The organism is Methylobacterium sp. ME121 (assembly GCF_000974725.1).
GTDB lineage: Bacteria > Pseudomonadota > Alphaproteobacteria > Rhizobiales > Beijerinckiaceae > Methylobacterium > Methylobacterium radiotolerans.
Genome location: NZ_BBUX01000022.1, coordinates 62,978 through 77,892, shown reverse-complemented (window position 1 = coordinate 77,892; position 14,915 = coordinate 62,978). Strand labels below are relative to the sequence as shown.

13 protein-coding genes and 1 pseudogene are annotated in these 14,915 nt (G+C 70.3%); 7 read left to right on the top strand and 7 right to left on the bottom strand.

The annotated features are described in order from the left end of the window. Together ME121_RS33695 and ME121_RS15945 are read right to left on the bottom strand one after the other, a co-directional pair. A pseudogene (locus ME121_RS33695) lies at nt 1-285 on the bottom strand (OmpA family protein); the annotation flags it as partial. A 79-nt stretch (nt 286-364) separates the two neighbouring features. Continuing rightward, nucleotides 365-1,438, bottom strand: coding sequence for a DUF2865 domain-containing protein (locus tag ME121_RS15945; protein ID WP_029359395.1), 1,074 nt, complete (start codon nt 1,436-1,438; stop codon nt 365-367). 159 nt (nt 1,439-1,597) lie between these two features. On the opposite strand from ME121_RS15945, the gene ME121_RS15940 reads away from it, so the two are divergent. Next, nucleotides 1,598-2,110 (top strand): CreA family protein, encoded by a 513-nt coding sequence (locus ME121_RS15940; RefSeq protein WP_012322457.1) that lies wholly within the window; start codon nt 1,598-1,600, stop codon nt 2,108-2,110. A 51-nt stretch (nt 2,111-2,161) separates the two neighbouring features. On the opposite strand, the gene ME121_RS15935 is transcribed toward ME121_RS15940, so the two are convergent. Continuing rightward, on the bottom strand, nt 2,162-2,509 hold the full coding sequence (locus ME121_RS15935; RefSeq protein WP_012322458.1) for a hypothetical protein: 348 nt from the start codon (nt 2,507-2,509) through the stop codon (nt 2,162-2,164). Nucleotides 2,510-2,819: 310 nt separating this feature from the next. Here ME121_RS15935 and cysS point away from each other — a divergent pair, with 310 nt between their 5' ends. Further along, entirely contained in the window at nt 2,820-4,217 is a 1,398-nt protein-coding gene (cysS, locus tag ME121_RS15930) for a cysteine--tRNA ligase (protein WP_059409169.1), read from the top strand. A 119-nt stretch (nt 4,218-4,336) separates the two neighbouring features. Next, on the top strand, nt 4,337-5,116 hold the full coding sequence (locus tag ME121_RS15925) for a trypsin-like serine protease (protein WP_024828017.1): 780 nt from the start codon (nt 4,337-4,339) through the stop codon (nt 5,114-5,116). Between the two features lie 82 nt (nt 5,117-5,198). Here the strand turns inward: ME121_RS15925 and ctrA are convergent, their stop codons facing one another. Next, on the bottom strand, nt 5,199-5,900 hold the full coding sequence (ctrA, locus tag ME121_RS15920; protein WP_010683835.1) for a response regulator transcription factor CtrA: 702 nt from the start codon (nt 5,898-5,900) through the stop codon (nt 5,199-5,201). A gap of 419 nt (nt 5,901-6,319) precedes the next feature. On the opposite strand from ctrA, the gene fliI reads away from it, so the two are divergent. The 3 genes from fliI (at nt 6,320) to ME121_RS15905 (ending at nt 9,439) form a co-directional block, all read left to right on the top strand. Continuing rightward, a complete protein-coding gene (fliI, locus tag ME121_RS15915) occupies nt 6,320-7,672 on the top strand; it encodes a flagellar protein export ATPase FliI (RefSeq protein WP_012322461.1) in 1,353 nt (450 codons plus the stop codon). A gap of 149 nt (nt 7,673-7,821) precedes the next feature. Next, complete coding sequence (gene fliJ, locus ME121_RS15910; RefSeq protein WP_012322462.1) at nt 7,822-8,229, top strand: flagellar export protein FliJ; 408 nt, start codon at nt 7,822-7,824, stop codon at nt 8,227-8,229. Nucleotides 8,230-8,371: 142 nt separating this feature from the next. Then, complete coding sequence (locus ME121_RS15905; protein WP_012322463.1) at nt 8,372-9,439, top strand: lysylphosphatidylglycerol synthase domain-containing protein; 1,068 nt, start codon at nt 8,372-8,374, stop codon at nt 9,437-9,439. A gap of 182 nt (nt 9,440-9,621) precedes the next feature. On the opposite strand, the gene flhA is transcribed toward ME121_RS15905, so the two are convergent. Further along, nucleotides 9,622-11,769: a flagellar biosynthesis protein FlhA gene (gene flhA / locus ME121_RS15900; protein ID WP_012322464.1), complete on the bottom strand. Its 2,148-nt coding sequence runs from the start codon at nt 11,767-11,769 to the stop codon at nt 9,622-9,624. A gap of 237 nt (nt 11,770-12,006) precedes the next feature. Between flhA and ME121_RS15895 the strand changes: the two genes are divergently transcribed. Further along, on the top strand, nt 12,007-12,603 hold the full coding sequence (locus tag ME121_RS15895) for a hypothetical protein (RefSeq protein WP_024828016.1): 597 nt from the start codon (nt 12,007-12,009) through the stop codon (nt 12,601-12,603). 40 nt (nt 12,604-12,643) lie between these two features. Here the strand turns inward: ME121_RS15895 and ME121_RS15890 are convergent, their stop codons facing one another. Next, complete coding sequence (locus tag ME121_RS15890) at nt 12,644-13,885, bottom strand: KpsE/RkpR family capsule polysaccharide export protein (protein WP_059409172.1); 1,242 nt, start codon at nt 13,883-13,885, stop codon at nt 12,644-12,646. Nucleotides 13,886-14,021: 136 nt separating this feature from the next. Beyond that, complete coding sequence (locus ME121_RS15885; protein ID WP_012322467.1) at nt 14,022-14,675, bottom strand: ABC transporter ATP-binding protein; 654 nt, start codon at nt 14,673-14,675, stop codon at nt 14,022-14,024. Between the last annotated feature and the right edge of the window lie 240 nt (nt 14,676-14,915).

Sequence of the window (14,915 nt, the reverse complement as noted above, 5' to 3'; positions counted from 1 at the left end):
TTCGGCCTGCGGCTGGCGCTGGGCGGGCGGCTCGGGACGCTCGCGCGGCGGCGCACGCTCCGGCCGGGGCTCCGGCCGCTCGCGCTCGGCCGGCGGGCCGGGACGCTCCTGCGGCGGCCGCTCGGGGCGCGGACCGCCGTGCGGGGGCTCGCCGCCGCGGGGACCGCGCTCGTCCGGTCCGCCCTGCGCCACTTGGATCCGGCCCGGCGCGGCATCGGCGAGCTGCACGAGCGTGAGGGCCGGCAGCACCGTGCCGGTGAGGAGGATCAGGCGGAGCAGGCGCATCGCGGTCTCGTCTCGGTTCAGGCCGAGCCGAACACCGGACGCCGCGATTGGTTCCGCGTCCCGGGACGCGGAACCGGCTTCAGGGCGTGAGCCGCTGGGGCACCGCGATCACGTCGGGCGCGATGATGCGCACGGCAACGTGATCCGGCTTCGCCTCCGCGGCCTTCGCGCCGTCGGCCGCGGCGGGCTCGACCTTCGCGTCGTCGCGGCCGGGGCTGCCCTTCGTGTCGACGCCCGCACGGCCGGCGGCGTCGGCGGCGAGTTCTGCCGCGGTCCGGTCGGCCCGGCCGACGAGGGTCAGGCGCACCTTCGGCCGGGACAGCGCCTCGGCCTGCATCGGCGTCACGAAGATGTCGCCCTTGTGCCGGACCAGCATGCTCTCGGCCTTGACCAGCGACTGCGCCCAGGACTTGCCCTCCGGTTTGCAGGAGCAGTTCGGAACGAATTCCTTGCGGAATTTGAAGGCGTTGGCGAGGTTCGCGTAGGCCCGGCTGCCCTTCACCGAGGCGGCGTGCTTCAGGGCATCGTCGCCGTACGGCATGGAATAGGCCTGCGCCTCGGTCCCGGGGCAGAGGGCCTGGCACATCTCGTCGGCGCCGCCGCGGCCCTCGGGCAGGTTCTTCATCGGGAAGAAGCCGCCGTCGCAGGTGCGCACGCAGACCATCTGCGGCCCGCCCCGGCCGTAGGCCTCGCCGGAGCCCGCGGAGGTTTCGCGCGGGGGGCAGGTGGAGGCGACCAGCCCCTGGAGTTCGCGCTTGCGGGCGCCGCTGTCGTCTATCACGGCGCCGCCGTAGGTGGCCTTGAGGGCGCGGATCCGCTGCTCCACCGCGCCGCACTGCGGCGGCCGCGTGTCGAAGAACAGGAACTTGCCGCCCTCGCAGTTCAGGCCGCGGAAATAGGCTTCGAGGCGCCCGATCTCGTCGTTCAGGGCGCGCGTCGTGCTGGCGCCGCTCTGGATCGAGGCCAGCTCCGCCCGGTAGCGCCGGCACTGGGGCGACGGCAGTTGCGGCGCCGGCCGCGCCTCGGCGGGCGGCGGTCCGGACGCGGCCTCCTGCGCGCTGGCGGAGACGGCGAGCGAGTGGGACAGTCCGAGGGCTATGGCCGCGCTCAGGACGAGGCGGCCGAGCGTACGGACGATCGGGCGGTGAGGCATAGGCTGCATCGCGTTGATCGGGTGCGCGGCGATCCGGAGAACCCGGGCCCGCGCGCATCCGCGCTTCGGAACGGAAGCGGGGCCATTCTACGCCCCCTCGCAAGACCGCGACACCCCTCCTACATCCGGCCGGCAAGCGTGAGGGGGAATTGACCGGCGATGTTGTTTCGGAGTCTCACCTATGTTGGGCTTCTCGCACTGGGCCTGACAGCGGCCGGTACGGCCTCGGCGCAGGAGCCGGACCGGATCTTCGACAAGTCGACGGTCTGGCGCCCGCTGACGCCCAACGACAAGCTCGTGGTCTACGGCGTCGACGATCCGGCGGTCTCCGGCGTGGCCTGCTGGTACACCCAGCCCGAGAAGGGCGGGATCAAAGGCACGCTGGGCTTGGCCGAGGACGTCTCGGACATCTCGCTGGCCTGCCGGCAGACCGGGCCGATCGCCTTCAAGGGCAAGATGAGCCAGGGCGAGGTGGTGTTCAGCGAGCGCCGGTCGCTGATCTTCAAGTCGATGCAGATCGTCCGCGGCTGCGACGCGAAGCGCAACACGCTGATCTACATGGTCTACTCGGACAAGGTCATCCAGGGTTCGCCCAAGAACTCGACTTCGGCCGTCCCTCTGGCGCCCTGGGGCACCGAACCGGCGCAGAAATGCGCCGACTTCATGAAGTGAGCCGCGCGGGGTCGACAGGGCGTCCCGGGGACCGGGGCGTCCGCGGCTCCCTCAGTCCTGGCAGGTGATCCGGATCGGGCGCTCGGAGGGCGCCGGGACCGGCTGGCTGATCGCACCGGTGTACTCGTCGGCGGCGGCAACCCCGTAGGAGTTCGCCGCGGCGTAGCCCTGGGCCTCGCACCACGCGTTGGCGACCACCTGCCCGCAGGCGCTGCCCGGCGTCGTCAGGCACTCGCCGACGCCGTAGCCGTCGCTCGACGGGATCAGGAAGGTCTTCTCGACGTGGGCCGGCGCCTTCGCGGGCGTCTCGCCGTCGGTGCCGGCCAGCGCGACGTGGGTCAGGCCCGCACAGGCGAGAACGGTGGCGAGAGCGAGGGAACCGGCGGCCGAGCGTCGCATGGATTGTCCTTGGGCACAGGATCTGTGGCGTGAGGATCGTGGCCCGGACGGTCCGACGGCGCGGTTAAGGAAGCCTTACCCGCATGGCGCGCAGGCCATCTCGAATTCCTCACGCTTTTGGGTTAGCCCCATCGCGCGGGCCGCGCCGTCGCCGCGATGCAACAGGATGCTGTGCCGGGGCTGGCGGATCCGCCACGTTTCGGCCGCTCTTCGCCGCGCGGGGCCCTCAGGTCGTTGAAGGCAGGGCCGGATTTCCGGCCACGGCTCCGGTCCGGACTTCATCCCGGGCGCCGGCAAAGGGATGGGTTTCATGGCGCCGATGTTGCGGCTCTACAACACGCTGACCGGCGCCAAGGAGGCGTTCGCGCCGATCGACCCGCAGCATGTCCGCGTCTACGCCTGCGGCCCGACGGTCTACGACGCCGCCCATATCGGCAACGCCCGACCGATCATCGTCTTCGACCTGCTGTTCCGGCTGCTGCGCCACCTCTACGGGCCGGAGCACGTCACCTACGCCCGCAACGTCACGGACGTGGACGACAAGATCAACGCCCGGGCGGCCGAGCGCGGCGTCAGCATCCGCGAACTGACCGACGGCACGCTCGCGCAGTTCCACCGCGACGTGCGCGACCTCGGCGTGCTCATGCCGGAGGACGTGAACGTGCCGGGCGCGCGAGCCCGCTTCGTCGAGCCCCGCGCCACCGACCACATCGCCGAGATGGTGACGATGATCGAGGCCCTGGTCCGGGCCGGCCACGCCTACGTGGCGGCGGATCACGTGCTGTTCGACGTCCCCTCGATGCCGGATTACGGCGGCCTGTCGAAGCGGCCCCTCGACGAGATGGAGGCGGGCGCCCGGGTCGAGGTCGCCCCCTACAAGCGCTCGCCCCTCGACTTCGTCCTGTGGAAGCCCGCGAAGCCCGGCGAGCCGTCCTGGCCGTCGCCCGCCGGGATCGCGGTCGCCGGGCGGCCGGGCTGGCACATCGAGTGCTCGGCCATGTCGGCCAAGCATCTCGGCCGGACCTTCGACATCCACGCCGGCGGCATCGACCTGATCTTCCCGCACCACGAGAACGAGGTGGCGCAGTCGCGCTGCTGCTTCGGCACGCCGGTGATGGCCAATGTCTGGCTGCACAACGGCTTCCTCCAGGTGGAGGGGGAGAAGATGTCGAAGTCGCTCGGCAACTTCATCACCATCCGCGACGTGCTGAACGACTGGCCGGGCGAGGTCGTGCGCCTCACCATGCTCAAGACCCAGTACCGGCAGCCGATCGACTGGACCCTGCGCGGCCTGGAGGAATCGGCCCGCGTGCTCGACCGCTGGTACAACGCCGCCGGCGACGCGCCCGCCGCGTCCGACATCCCCGTCGGCGTTGTCGAGGCGCTCTGCGACGACCTCAACACGCCGGCGGCGATCAACGAACTTCACCGGCTCGCGGGCGGCGCGGAGGCGCAGCCCGGTGCGCTGCGCGCCGGCGCGAACCTCCTCGGCTTCCTCGCGCGCACCCGCAGCGACCGCGAGCAGGATCAGGTCGCGGCCTCGGGGGTCGACGTCGCGGCGGTCGAGGCGCTGATCGCCGCGCGCCGCGCGGCGCGTGCCGCCAAAGACTGGGCCGCCTCCGACCGGGCGCGCGACGCCCTCGCGGCGATGGGCGTCGCCGTGAAGGACAACAAGGACGGCACCACGACCTGGACGGTGGCGCGCTGATCGCGGAGCCGGCGGCCGATGACACGGATGTGACGGGGGCCGCGTCCTCGCGCCCGCTTGCGCGGCGCGGCGCGGGCGGCATCTGTGGTCCGGGGACTCGCGACGGAGACGAGCAGCACGTGACCAGCTTCGGGACCACCTTCCGGACCGTCGGGGCGCGGCGCGGCGCCGCCGCGTCGGCCCTGGCCCTCGGTCTGGGCCTGGCAGGCCCGGCCGCCGCGATCGACGGCGGGTCGGCCGCCGGCCGGGATGCCCTGGCGCAGGCCACCGTGGCGATCGGCACGATCACCCAGCCCGAGGAGGCGCTGAAGCTGACCCGCTGCACCGGCGTGCTCATCGCGCCGGATCTCGTGCTCACGGCGGCCCACTGCGTGAACGGCGATCCGCTGGGCGCGCTGGTGGTGTTCTTCCGGGGCAGCGAGCCGGCGCGGCCGGTCTACGGCGCGCGGGTCGCCGCCCGCTACAGCCCCGATCCGGGGGAGATGCTGCCGAACGAGGCGTCGGGCGTCAGCCTCTCCGATCTCTCCCTCGACCTCGCGGTCCTGCGCCTGACCGACCCGGTGCGCGACCGGCGGCCCGTGCCGCTGGCGGCGGATCCCGGCCGCGTTCCGAAGAGTCTGCGCATCGCCGGAGCCGGCCTCTCCGGCCGGACCGTCGGACGCCTGCGCACCGCCACGCTGACGCCGGTCGCGGCGAGCAGCACCGGGCTGACCATCGCCCGGGCCAACGGCGCCCGGGTCTGCTTCGGCGATTCGGGCGGCCCGGTCGTCGCGCAGGATCGCCGCGGCACCTACATCTGGGGCGTGGCCAGCGCGGTGATCAGCCGGGCCGCGCCCTGCGGGGGCTACGTGGTGATCGCGCCGGCCGCGCAGGTCTTCTCCGCCACCGGGACGCGGTGAGGGCTTCGGACACCGCCGTAACGCGAAAACCCCGCGCGGCCGGACCGCGCGGGGTTTTTCACGGGACGGTGCGACCGGCGGATCAGACCGCCATGCGCTCCTCGCCGTCCATCGGCTCGCGCAGCACGTAGCCGCGGCCCCAGACGGTCTCGATGTAGTTCTTGCCCTGGCTGGCGTTCGCGAGCTTCTTGCGCAGCTTGCAGATGAAGACGTCGATGATCTTCAACTCGGGCTCGTCCATGCCGCCGTAGAGATGGTTGAGGAACATCTCCTTGGTGAGGGTCGTGCCCTTCCGGAGCGAGAGGAGTTCCAGCATCTGGTACTCCTTGCCGGTGAGGTGCACCCGGGCGCCCCCGACCTCGACGGTCTTCTGATCGAGGTTCACGATCAGGTCGCCGGTGGTGATGACCGACTGGGCGTGGCCCTTCGAGCGGCGCACGATGGCGTGGATGCGCGCCACCAGCTCGTCCTTGTGGAACGGCTTGGTGAGGTAGTCGTCGGCGCCGAAGCCGAGGCCCTTCACCTTGTCCTCGATGCCGGCCATGCCGGACAGGATCAGGATCGGGGTCTTCACCTTCGCCACGCGCAGCGAGCGGAGCACCTCGTAGCCCGACATATCGGGCAGGTTCAGATCGAGGAGGATGATGTCGTAGTCGTACAGCTTGCCGAGATCGACACCCTCTTCCCCGAGGTCGGTGGTGTAGGTGTTGAAGTTCTCGGACTTGAGCATCAGCTCGATGCTCTGCGCGGTCGCGCTGTCGTCCTCGATCAAAAGTACCCGCATCGTCGGTCCCCAGCCCCGCCGGCCGCATCAGCGCGCAGACACGTCCCAGCCTTCGCCCGCCACCGGCCTGTGGACGGGCGCTCCGTCGCTCTTGACGTGGAACGCTATGGATTAATCGTTAACAAAACCTGATTCCTGCCCGCAAGCGTCTCGTTCGCAGTTCCGCGAGCTTGACAGGAGAAACATCGCCTCTCCGGTCACGCCCACGGTCCCGATTCCGTTCCGTCCGCGTCCAGGCCGCTCGCCCCCTTCGGCGTAAGTACTTCCTCCGCAACGATCCGATCCCCGGTGTTGTCCGTCGGACACACCGGTACGACTTCGTCGGGCGCGACCACGGCCGCGACCCGGATCGAGCCGCTACGAGCCCGTGACCCGCAGTGTTAAGGAGGCCGGTAAACGAAGCGTTGAGAGCCAGGCCGATGACACAGGATCCGGCAAGATCCGTTGCTTCCCTCGCGTCGGCGCGGGCCGCCCTGGAGCGGATCGAGGTGCTGGAGACGTTCGGGCGGGTCGTGGCGATCCGCGGCCTGCTGGTCGAGGTCGCCGGACCCGTGGCCGCGATGCGACTCGGCGGCCGGGTCGACGTCGAGGGCGCCAACGGCCACGGGCTGGTCCCGTGCGAGGTCATCGGCTTCCAGGGCGATCGGGCACTCGCGATGCCGTTCGGCTCGCTCGAGGGCGTGCGGCGCGGCTGCCCGGCCTATGTCCGCGACGAATCGGCCGGCGCGATCCGGCCCTCCGGCGCGTGGCTGGGCCGGGTGATCGACGCCCTCGGGCGGCCGGTCGACGGGCTCGGCCCCCTGGCGCAGGGGCCCGACGTCTATCCCCTGCGCGCGGATCCGCCCCCGGCCCATGCCCGCACCCGGGTCGGCGGTCCGCTCGATCTCGGCGTCCGATGCATCAACACCTTCCTGACCATGTGCGCGGGCCAGCGGATGGGCATCTTCGCCGGGTCGGGCGTCGGCAAGTCCGTGCTGCTGTCGATGCTCGCCCGCTACACGGCCGCCGACGTGGCGGTGATCGGCCTCGTGGGCGAGCGCGGCCGCGAGGTGCAGGAATTCCTCCAGGACGATCTGGGCGCCGCCGGCCTCGCGCGTTCGGTGGTCGTGGTGGCGACCTCCGACGAGCCGGCCCTGATGCGCCGGAACGCGGCCTACGTGACCCTGTCGGTCGCCGAGCACTTCCGCGATCAGGGCGCCAAGGTCCTGTGCATGATCGACTCGATCACGCGCTTCGCCATGGCCCAGCGCGATATCGGCCTCGCCGCCGGCGAGCCGCCGACCGCCAAGGGCTACACGCCGACCGTCTTCTCGGAGCTGCCGCGCCTGCTCGAGCGCGCCGGCCCCGGGGTGGGGCAGGGGACGATCTCGGCCCTGTTCACCGTCCTGGTCGAGGGCGACGACCACAACGAGCCCGTGGCGGACGCGGTGCGTGGCATCCTCGACGGCCACATCGTCATGGAGCGCGCCATCGCGGAGCGCGGGCGCTACCCGGCGATCAACGTGTTGCGCTCGGTCTCGCGCACCATGCCGCGCTCCTGCGATCCGGCCTATCTCCCGGTCGTGCGGCGCGCGCGGCGGCTGCTGTCGACCTACGCCGACATGGAGGAGCTGATCCGCCTCGGCGCCTACCGGGCCGGCTCCTCCCAGGAGGTCGACGAGGCGGTCGCGCTCATGCCGCATCTTGAGGCTTTTCTGGGGCAGGGTAAGGAAGAAGCAACGTCCATCGGCGATGGTTACGCACGGCTCTCCGAGATCGTCGGCGGGGCCTAGGCACTGTGGGCCGGGGCGTTAACGCTTCGGCGCGATCATGGTGCACGTGGGGGATTCGGGCGGGTCTGCCGTGGGCAGGCTCGCGCACAGGCTCGGTCCGGGCACGATCCCGGACGCGGCCTCAAGCGTTGCGTGGAGTGAGCGTCCTGATGAAATCGCGTGACACGCTGATCCGCCTGCGCCGCTTCCAGGTCGACGAGAAGCGCCGGCGCGTGACCCAGATCGAGATGATGATGGCCGACTTCCAGCGCATGGCGGTGGAGCTCGATCGCGAGGTCGCCGTCGAGGAGGCCCGGGCCGGCATCACCGACGTCGGTCACTTCGCCTACCCGACCTACGCCCGCGCGGCGGCGACGCGCCGGGACAACATGATTCAGTCCGCCCAGGCGCTCGAGGGCCAGCTCGCCGAGGCGAAGGCCGAACTGGGCGAGGCGTTCGAGGAGCTCAAGAAGGTCGAGATCCTGAACGATCGCGAGCGGACCGCCGAGCGCGCTGCCGAATCGGCCCGCGACCAGGCTGCCATGGACGGGATCGGCCTCAACCGCGCCCGGGGCTGACGCGGTCCGGCGGGCCGCTGACCGGCTCCCGCGGCACGAAACCGTCACGATCACCTGACAAGGGGGATCGCGGCGGTCTCATGCCGCTTGCAGCGCGTCGCGTGCCGGCGCATCAGGGGCTCTCCCCAGGGCGTCGGTGTTCATGAAGAAGATCAGCGAGTTCATCTGGCCCTTGATCGGCCTCGCGGCCGTCGTGATATCGGGCTACTTCCTCTACCAGGAATTGAAGACGACCTCGCTCTCGGCGATCTGGGCCGCGATTCTGGCGATCCCGCCGCACCGGATCCTGCTGGCGGCCCTCTCGACCCTGGTCGCCTACGCGGCACTCGCCTGGTACGACCGGATCGCCCTGCTGCATCTGGGCGTCCGCCACATCTCGTGGCTCTTCGTCTCGCTCTGCTCGTTCACGACCTACGCGCTGTCGCACAATATCGGCGCCTCGGTCTTCTCTGGCGCGCTCGTCCGCTACCGGGCCTACACGGCCAAGGGCCTGACGGCGGCGCAGGTCGCCGTGCTGGTGGCGCTCTGCTCGTTCACCTTCTTCCTTGGGACCGTCCTCCTCGGCGGCTTCACGCTGGTGGTCGATCCGCACCTGCTGACGCGGCTCGAGGGCAAGCTGCCGGGCTTCCTCACCGATTCCAAGACCGCGCTGATCGTCGGCATCGGCATGCTGGGCTTCGTCGGCCTGTACGTGATCGGCTCGATCCTGCACCTGCGCCCGCTCCACATCCGCTCGTTCAAGCTCGAGTATCCCCGGCCCGGCATCATGGGACGCCAGCTTCTGGCGGCACCGCTGGAGCTCCTGGGCGCGGCGGGCATCATCTACTTCGCCTTGCCGGAGGCGATGAATCCCGGCTTCATCCCGGTCCTGGCGATCTTCCTGGCCTCGTTCTCGGTGGCACTGGCCTCGCACGCGCCGGGCGGCCTCGGCGTGTTCGAGATCGTGTTCATCACCGCGATGCACATCACCGACGAGGCGCAGAAGGACGCGATCATCGCGGCGGTGATCATCTTCCGGATCTTCTATTTCTGGCTGCCGGCGCTGGTCTCGGTGATCGTGGTGATCGCCTTCGAGCGCTCGCGGCTGGCCGCGGCGATCGGCTCGGCCGCGCACGGGCCCAAGGCGGCCGCCGTGCCGGAGCCGCCCGTCGTCGTTCCCGGCCTCGACGCGCACGAGATGGAGCGGGAGCTCAAGCAGAAGGCGATCTGACAGGACTGGACGCCGTCTCCACGAGCGCCATCACGCCGTCACGTCGGCCCTCAAGCGTCACACCGCACACCACTCCGGATCGTCTTGCCGCGTGCGTGCGCGGTTCGCGCCGATGCCTCTGAGGGCCCACGTGGCGGCTGCGGCGGCCCCGGCAGAGCGCCGGCGCCGCGGCCGGTCGATCCTCAGATCGAGTTCACCGTCCGCAGCCGCGCCCGCGGGTGGATCTCCGCCTGGCTCATCACCGGCGTCTCGCGGCGGAAGCGCTCGATGATCGAGCGCACGAAGGGGCGCGTCTGGGCCGAGGTGACCAGCACCGGCATCTCGCCCTGGCGCGCCGCCGTCTCGAAGCGGTCGCGCACGGTGTTGACGAACTCGCTGAGCTTCGAAGGCTGCATCGCGAGGTAGCGCTCCTCGCGCTCGCCCACGATCGACTCCATGAACGCCTGCTCCCAGGCCGGCGACAGGGTGATGATCGGCAGCATGCCGTTCGGATCCTGGTACTGCGCGCAGATCTGCCGGCCCAGGCGTGCCCGGACGTGCTCGACGACGTCGCGGGGGTTCTTCACGGCGCCCGCCACCTCGGCGACCGCCTCCACGATCGCCCCGAGATCGCGGATCGAGACCCGCTCGGCGAGCAGGAACTGCAGCACGCGCTGGATGCCGGTGGTGGAGATCTGCGACGGCACGATCTCCTTGAGCAGCTCGGCGTGCTCCTTGGGCAGCTCGCGGAGCAGCTTCGAGACCTCGACGTGGTTGAGGAGCTCGGAGACGTGAGCCTTGATGACCTCGGTGAGATGCGTCGACACGACGGTGGCGGCATCGACCACGGTGTAGCCCTTGAGCTGGGCCTGGTCGCGCAGGGCCGCGTCGATCCAGGTCGCCGGCAGGCCGAAGGTCGGCTCCAGCATGTGCTGCCCGGGCAGCTGAACCTGACCGCCCATCGGGTCCATCGCCATGAACTGGCCCGGGAAGATCCGGCCGGTGCCCGCCTCGATCTCCTTGACCCGGACCACGTAGGCGTTGGCGTCGAGCTGGACGTTGTCGAGGATGCGCACCGACGGCATCACGAAGCCCAGTTCCGCGGCGAGCTGGCGGCGCAGGGCCTTGATCTGGTCGGTGAGCCGGTCCTGGCCCTCGCCGTTGACCAGGGCGAGGAGCGCGTAGCCCATCTCGAGCTTGAGGTCGTCGAGCTTCAGCAGGTCGGTGACCGTCTCTTCCTTGGCGGCGCTGGCCGCCGCGACCGCGGCCGCATCCATCGGGACGCCCTGAGCGTCCAGGGGCGGCGCCAGCTTGGCGGTCTTGTTGATGCGCCACGCCGCGTAGCCGGCCCCGCCGCCCAGCAGGACGAAGGGCAGCATCGGCATGCCGGGCAGGAGGGCGATCAGCAGCATCACCGCCGCCGACATGCCCAGCGCCTTGGGATAATGCGCGAGCTGCTTGCCGAGCGCCTTGTCGGCGGCCCCGCGCACGCCGGCCTTCGAGACGAGAAGGCCCGCCGCCGTCGACACGATCAGCGCCGGGACCTGGCTCGCGAGGCCGTCACCGATGGTCAGCAGGGTGTAGCTCTTGGCGGCCTCGCCGAAGCTCAGGCCCTGCTGCGCCACCCCGATGATGATGCCGCCGACCACGTTGATGAAGGTGATCAGCAGAGCCGCCACCGCGTCGCCGCGCACGAATTTCGAGGCACCGTCCATGGCGCCGAAGAAGGAGGACTCCTCCTCCAGGGCCGCGCGCCGAGCCTTCGCGGCCTTCTCGTCGATCAGACCGGCCGACAGGTCGGCGTCGATCGCCATCTGCTTGCCGGGCATCGCGTCGAGGGTGAAGCGGGCCGCGACCTCGGCGATCCGGCCCGAGCCCTTCGTGATGACCACGAAGTTCACGATGATCAGGATCGCGAACACGATGATCCCGATGACGAAGTTGCCCCCCATCACGAAGTGGCCGAAGGCCTCGATGACGTGGCCGGCCGCCGCCGTGCCCTCGTGGCCGTGGCCGAGGATGAGGCGCGTCGAGGCGAGGTTCAGGGCGAGCCGCAGCATCGTGGCGATAAGCAGCAGCGTCGGGAAGACGGTGAATTCCAGCGGATTGTCGATCGACAGGCCGGTCATCATGATCAGGACCGACATGATGATCGACACGGCCAGCAGCAGGTCGAGCAGGATCGCCGGCAGCGGGAAGATGAGGACCGCCAGGATCCCCAGCACGCCGGTGGCAAAGAGGAGGTCCGACCGCTTCGACAGCGCCTGGAGGTCGCCGCGCGTCGGCAGCGTCAGCTGGCCGAGGACCGCCGCCGCCCCTGTCTGTGCCGGCGCGCTCGCCGTCTCTGCCATCGATGCCACCCGCTGCCGCTCACCCGGGACGCGACCGGGACGTACCCGGCAAGATCTGCCGACCGGATGGTTAGCGCGGCGTTAAGATGCGGCCGACGGTGACGGGAACCGGGGCCGCCGCGATCGCTTGATCGGACGGCGAGAGCGTCGATCCGGCATCCGACCGAGCCCGCGTCCGGGCCGCCCGCGCCGCCGCCACGTCTCCGGGCCCAGGCCCGCGAATCCCGGGAGAGTTCGATGGCCCTGCGCGCCCTGACCGCCCTGTTCGACGATTACGACGCCGCCGCAGGTGCGGTGGACCGGCTGGAGGCCGCCGGCATTCCCCACGCGGACATCAGCATCATCGCGAACCGCGACGAGCCCGCGGCCCCGCCGCGGGCGCCGGGGGCCGCCGTGCCCCGACCGGTTGATGCGGCCGACTCCGCCGGCACCGGCGCCACGGTCGGCACGGTGCTGGGCGGCGGCGCCGGGCTGCTCGCGGGCCTGGGTCTGCTGGCGATACCGGGACTCGGCCCGGTGGTGGCGGCGGGCTGGCTCGTCGCCACCGTGACGGGGGCGGGCGTGGGCGCCGCGGCCGGCGGCCTGATCGGCGGCCTGACGGCGGCGGGTCTCAGCGCGGACGAGGCCGAGACCTACGCCGAGGGCGTGCGCCGGGGCGGCACCCTGGTGACGGTGCGCGCCGACGAGTCCCGGGCCGAGCGCGTCCTGTCCATTCTCGACCATGCGGGGTCGATCGATCTCGACGAGCGTGCCGAGGGCTGGCGGGCGCAGGGCTGGACCGGCGGCACGATCGGCCCGGCGGCCGACGACCGGGGCACCGGGTCCGGACGCTGATGATCTCGGACCGTCCCCGGGAAGCCCGGCCGGGCGGTGGTCAGGTCATCATCTTCCGGGCGAACATCGCGGCGCCGAACAGGACGCCCGCGCCCGCGGTGATCAGCCCGATCATCAGGAGCCGCCGCGGCTCGGTGGAGGATTCCGCCTTCACCGGCTCGACGATCGGGCTGAAGAACTCGATCTGCCGGGCCGCGATGATGCGCGCGCGCTCGTGCGCGGTCAGCACCTGCTGATAGTATTTCTCGGCGTTCTTGCGGTCGTTCTCCAAGACCTCAAACTTGGTCAACGCGTCCGAGAGCAGGCGCTTCTGCTCCGGATCCTGGCTGGCGGATTGCCGCTCGATCCGGGCGATGTTCTCGTCGATTTCCTTGATCTGCTGCTTGATGTCGATGATCCGGCGCGCGTCGGGCCCAAGGTCCCGCTGTCCGATGGCGAGCTGCAGTGCGAGGTTGATTCGGGAGGCCCGCAGTTCAGCGATCATCTTGACGTTGATGTCGTTCGTCTTCTGAGCGTCGAGCACGCCCTCGCGATTGCGCAGGTCGCGGGTCGCGAGGCGGATCTTGGTCATCCGCTCCTCGGCGAGCCGCAGCTCGCGCGTGCTCTCGGCGACCGCATCCTCGCGCGACTTGACGGTGAGGTCGTTCACCTTGCGCTCAGCCTCCTTCATGACGGCCTTGGCGATGGCGAGGGATTCCTCGGGATCGAAGGCCTCGACCTCCACCGACAGGATGCCGGATCCGGACTCGACCTCGACGCCGACGCGCCGCTTCCAGTAGCGGAGGAACTTCTCGATCGGCTTCTCCGGATCGAATCGCGAGAAGTAGTCGATCGAATCGTTGCTGTACCACTGGCGCAGCGGCAGCTGCGCCTCGAGGAGCTCCAGCATCGGCCGGCTCAGGATGAACTCGCGCGTGATCAGCGTGTCCTGCGCCACCATCTGGTTCGCCATGCCGGAATTCGTGCCCCCGGTCTCCGAGGACGTCTTCTCGGCGGAGCCGAGGGCCGGCCGGATCGCGAACCGCGCCTCGGTGACGTAGCGATCCGAGGCGATCAGGCCGTAATAGACCGCGCCGGCGAGGGTCGGCAGCAGGAAGCAGACGACGAACAGGATCGGGATCCAGGGATCATTCTTGGCATCGGCCTGGTAAGATCGGATTCCCTTCTTGCGGTCGGCGAAGCGCGACATGCGCGCGATCTGCCGCAGCGACTCGCTGACAGCCTGCTGGCGGTCCGCGGGCGTGACCGGCTGCCCCTCGGCCTTCCGGATCTCCATGTTCATGGTCTGATTCCCGGCCTCCCCGGCCTCGAAGGTCGATCCGTCACCGGGATCCCGACCGCGCCGCACGCGGCGCCGCGATCGTCTCTCGCACGGCGAGGCGGCAAAAGCATGTCGTCACGGCCGGCCGCCGGCGCGGTCAGGCGTTGAGGCGCCGGTACACCTCGATGGCGTCGTTCACGTCCTCGTAGATGATCGCGCGGCCGTTGAGCAGGACGAGCCCCTGCGTGCACCACTGGCGGATCGTCTCCATCGAGTGCGAGACCATGATGATGTCGGCGTTCTTCCGACGCTGCGAGAAGACCTCGTCGCAGCGCTTCGAGAACCGCGCGTCGCCGACCGAGGTGATCTCGTCGATCAGATAGCAGTCGAACGGGATCGCCATGCTCATACCGAAGGCGAGCCGCGCGCCCATGCCGGATGAGTACGTGTAGATCGGAACGTCGAGGTAGCTTCCGAGCTCAGAGAAGTCCTCGACGAAATCGAGGACCTTGCGCGGGTCCTCGCCGTAGATGCGCGCCACGAACGTGACGTTGTCGCGCCCGGTCATCTTGGGATGGAAACCGCCGGCGAAGCCGAGGGGCCACGACACTCTGAGGCCGCGGTGGATCCGGCCCCGCGTCGCGTCCTCGGTGCCGGCGATCAGCCGCATCGTGGTCGATTTTCCGGCGCCGTTGATGCCGAGGATGCCGTAGGAGACGCCCGGCTTCAGGGTGAACGACACCTGCTCCAAGATGGTCCGCCGGTGGCCCTCCGTGCGGTAGACCTTGCTGACTTTCTCGAAACGGATCACCGAAATGGTCTCCCGGGCGGCTCGCCGAACCGCCGGTACGAGCGGCCTGACGCACGATCTCCTGCTCGCCGAAAGCGGCGAATCTGAGAACAACATGAGCGCCTTGCCGAGACACGCCGACTCGGTCGGGCAGGGTGCGTCCGCTCCTCGGCCTCGCCGGAGATCTCATTCGGCCGCTTGAAGAAAAGTTCCACCTGTCACTCCCTCGGTTGACGCCATTTCCCATTTGGCATACCAAAT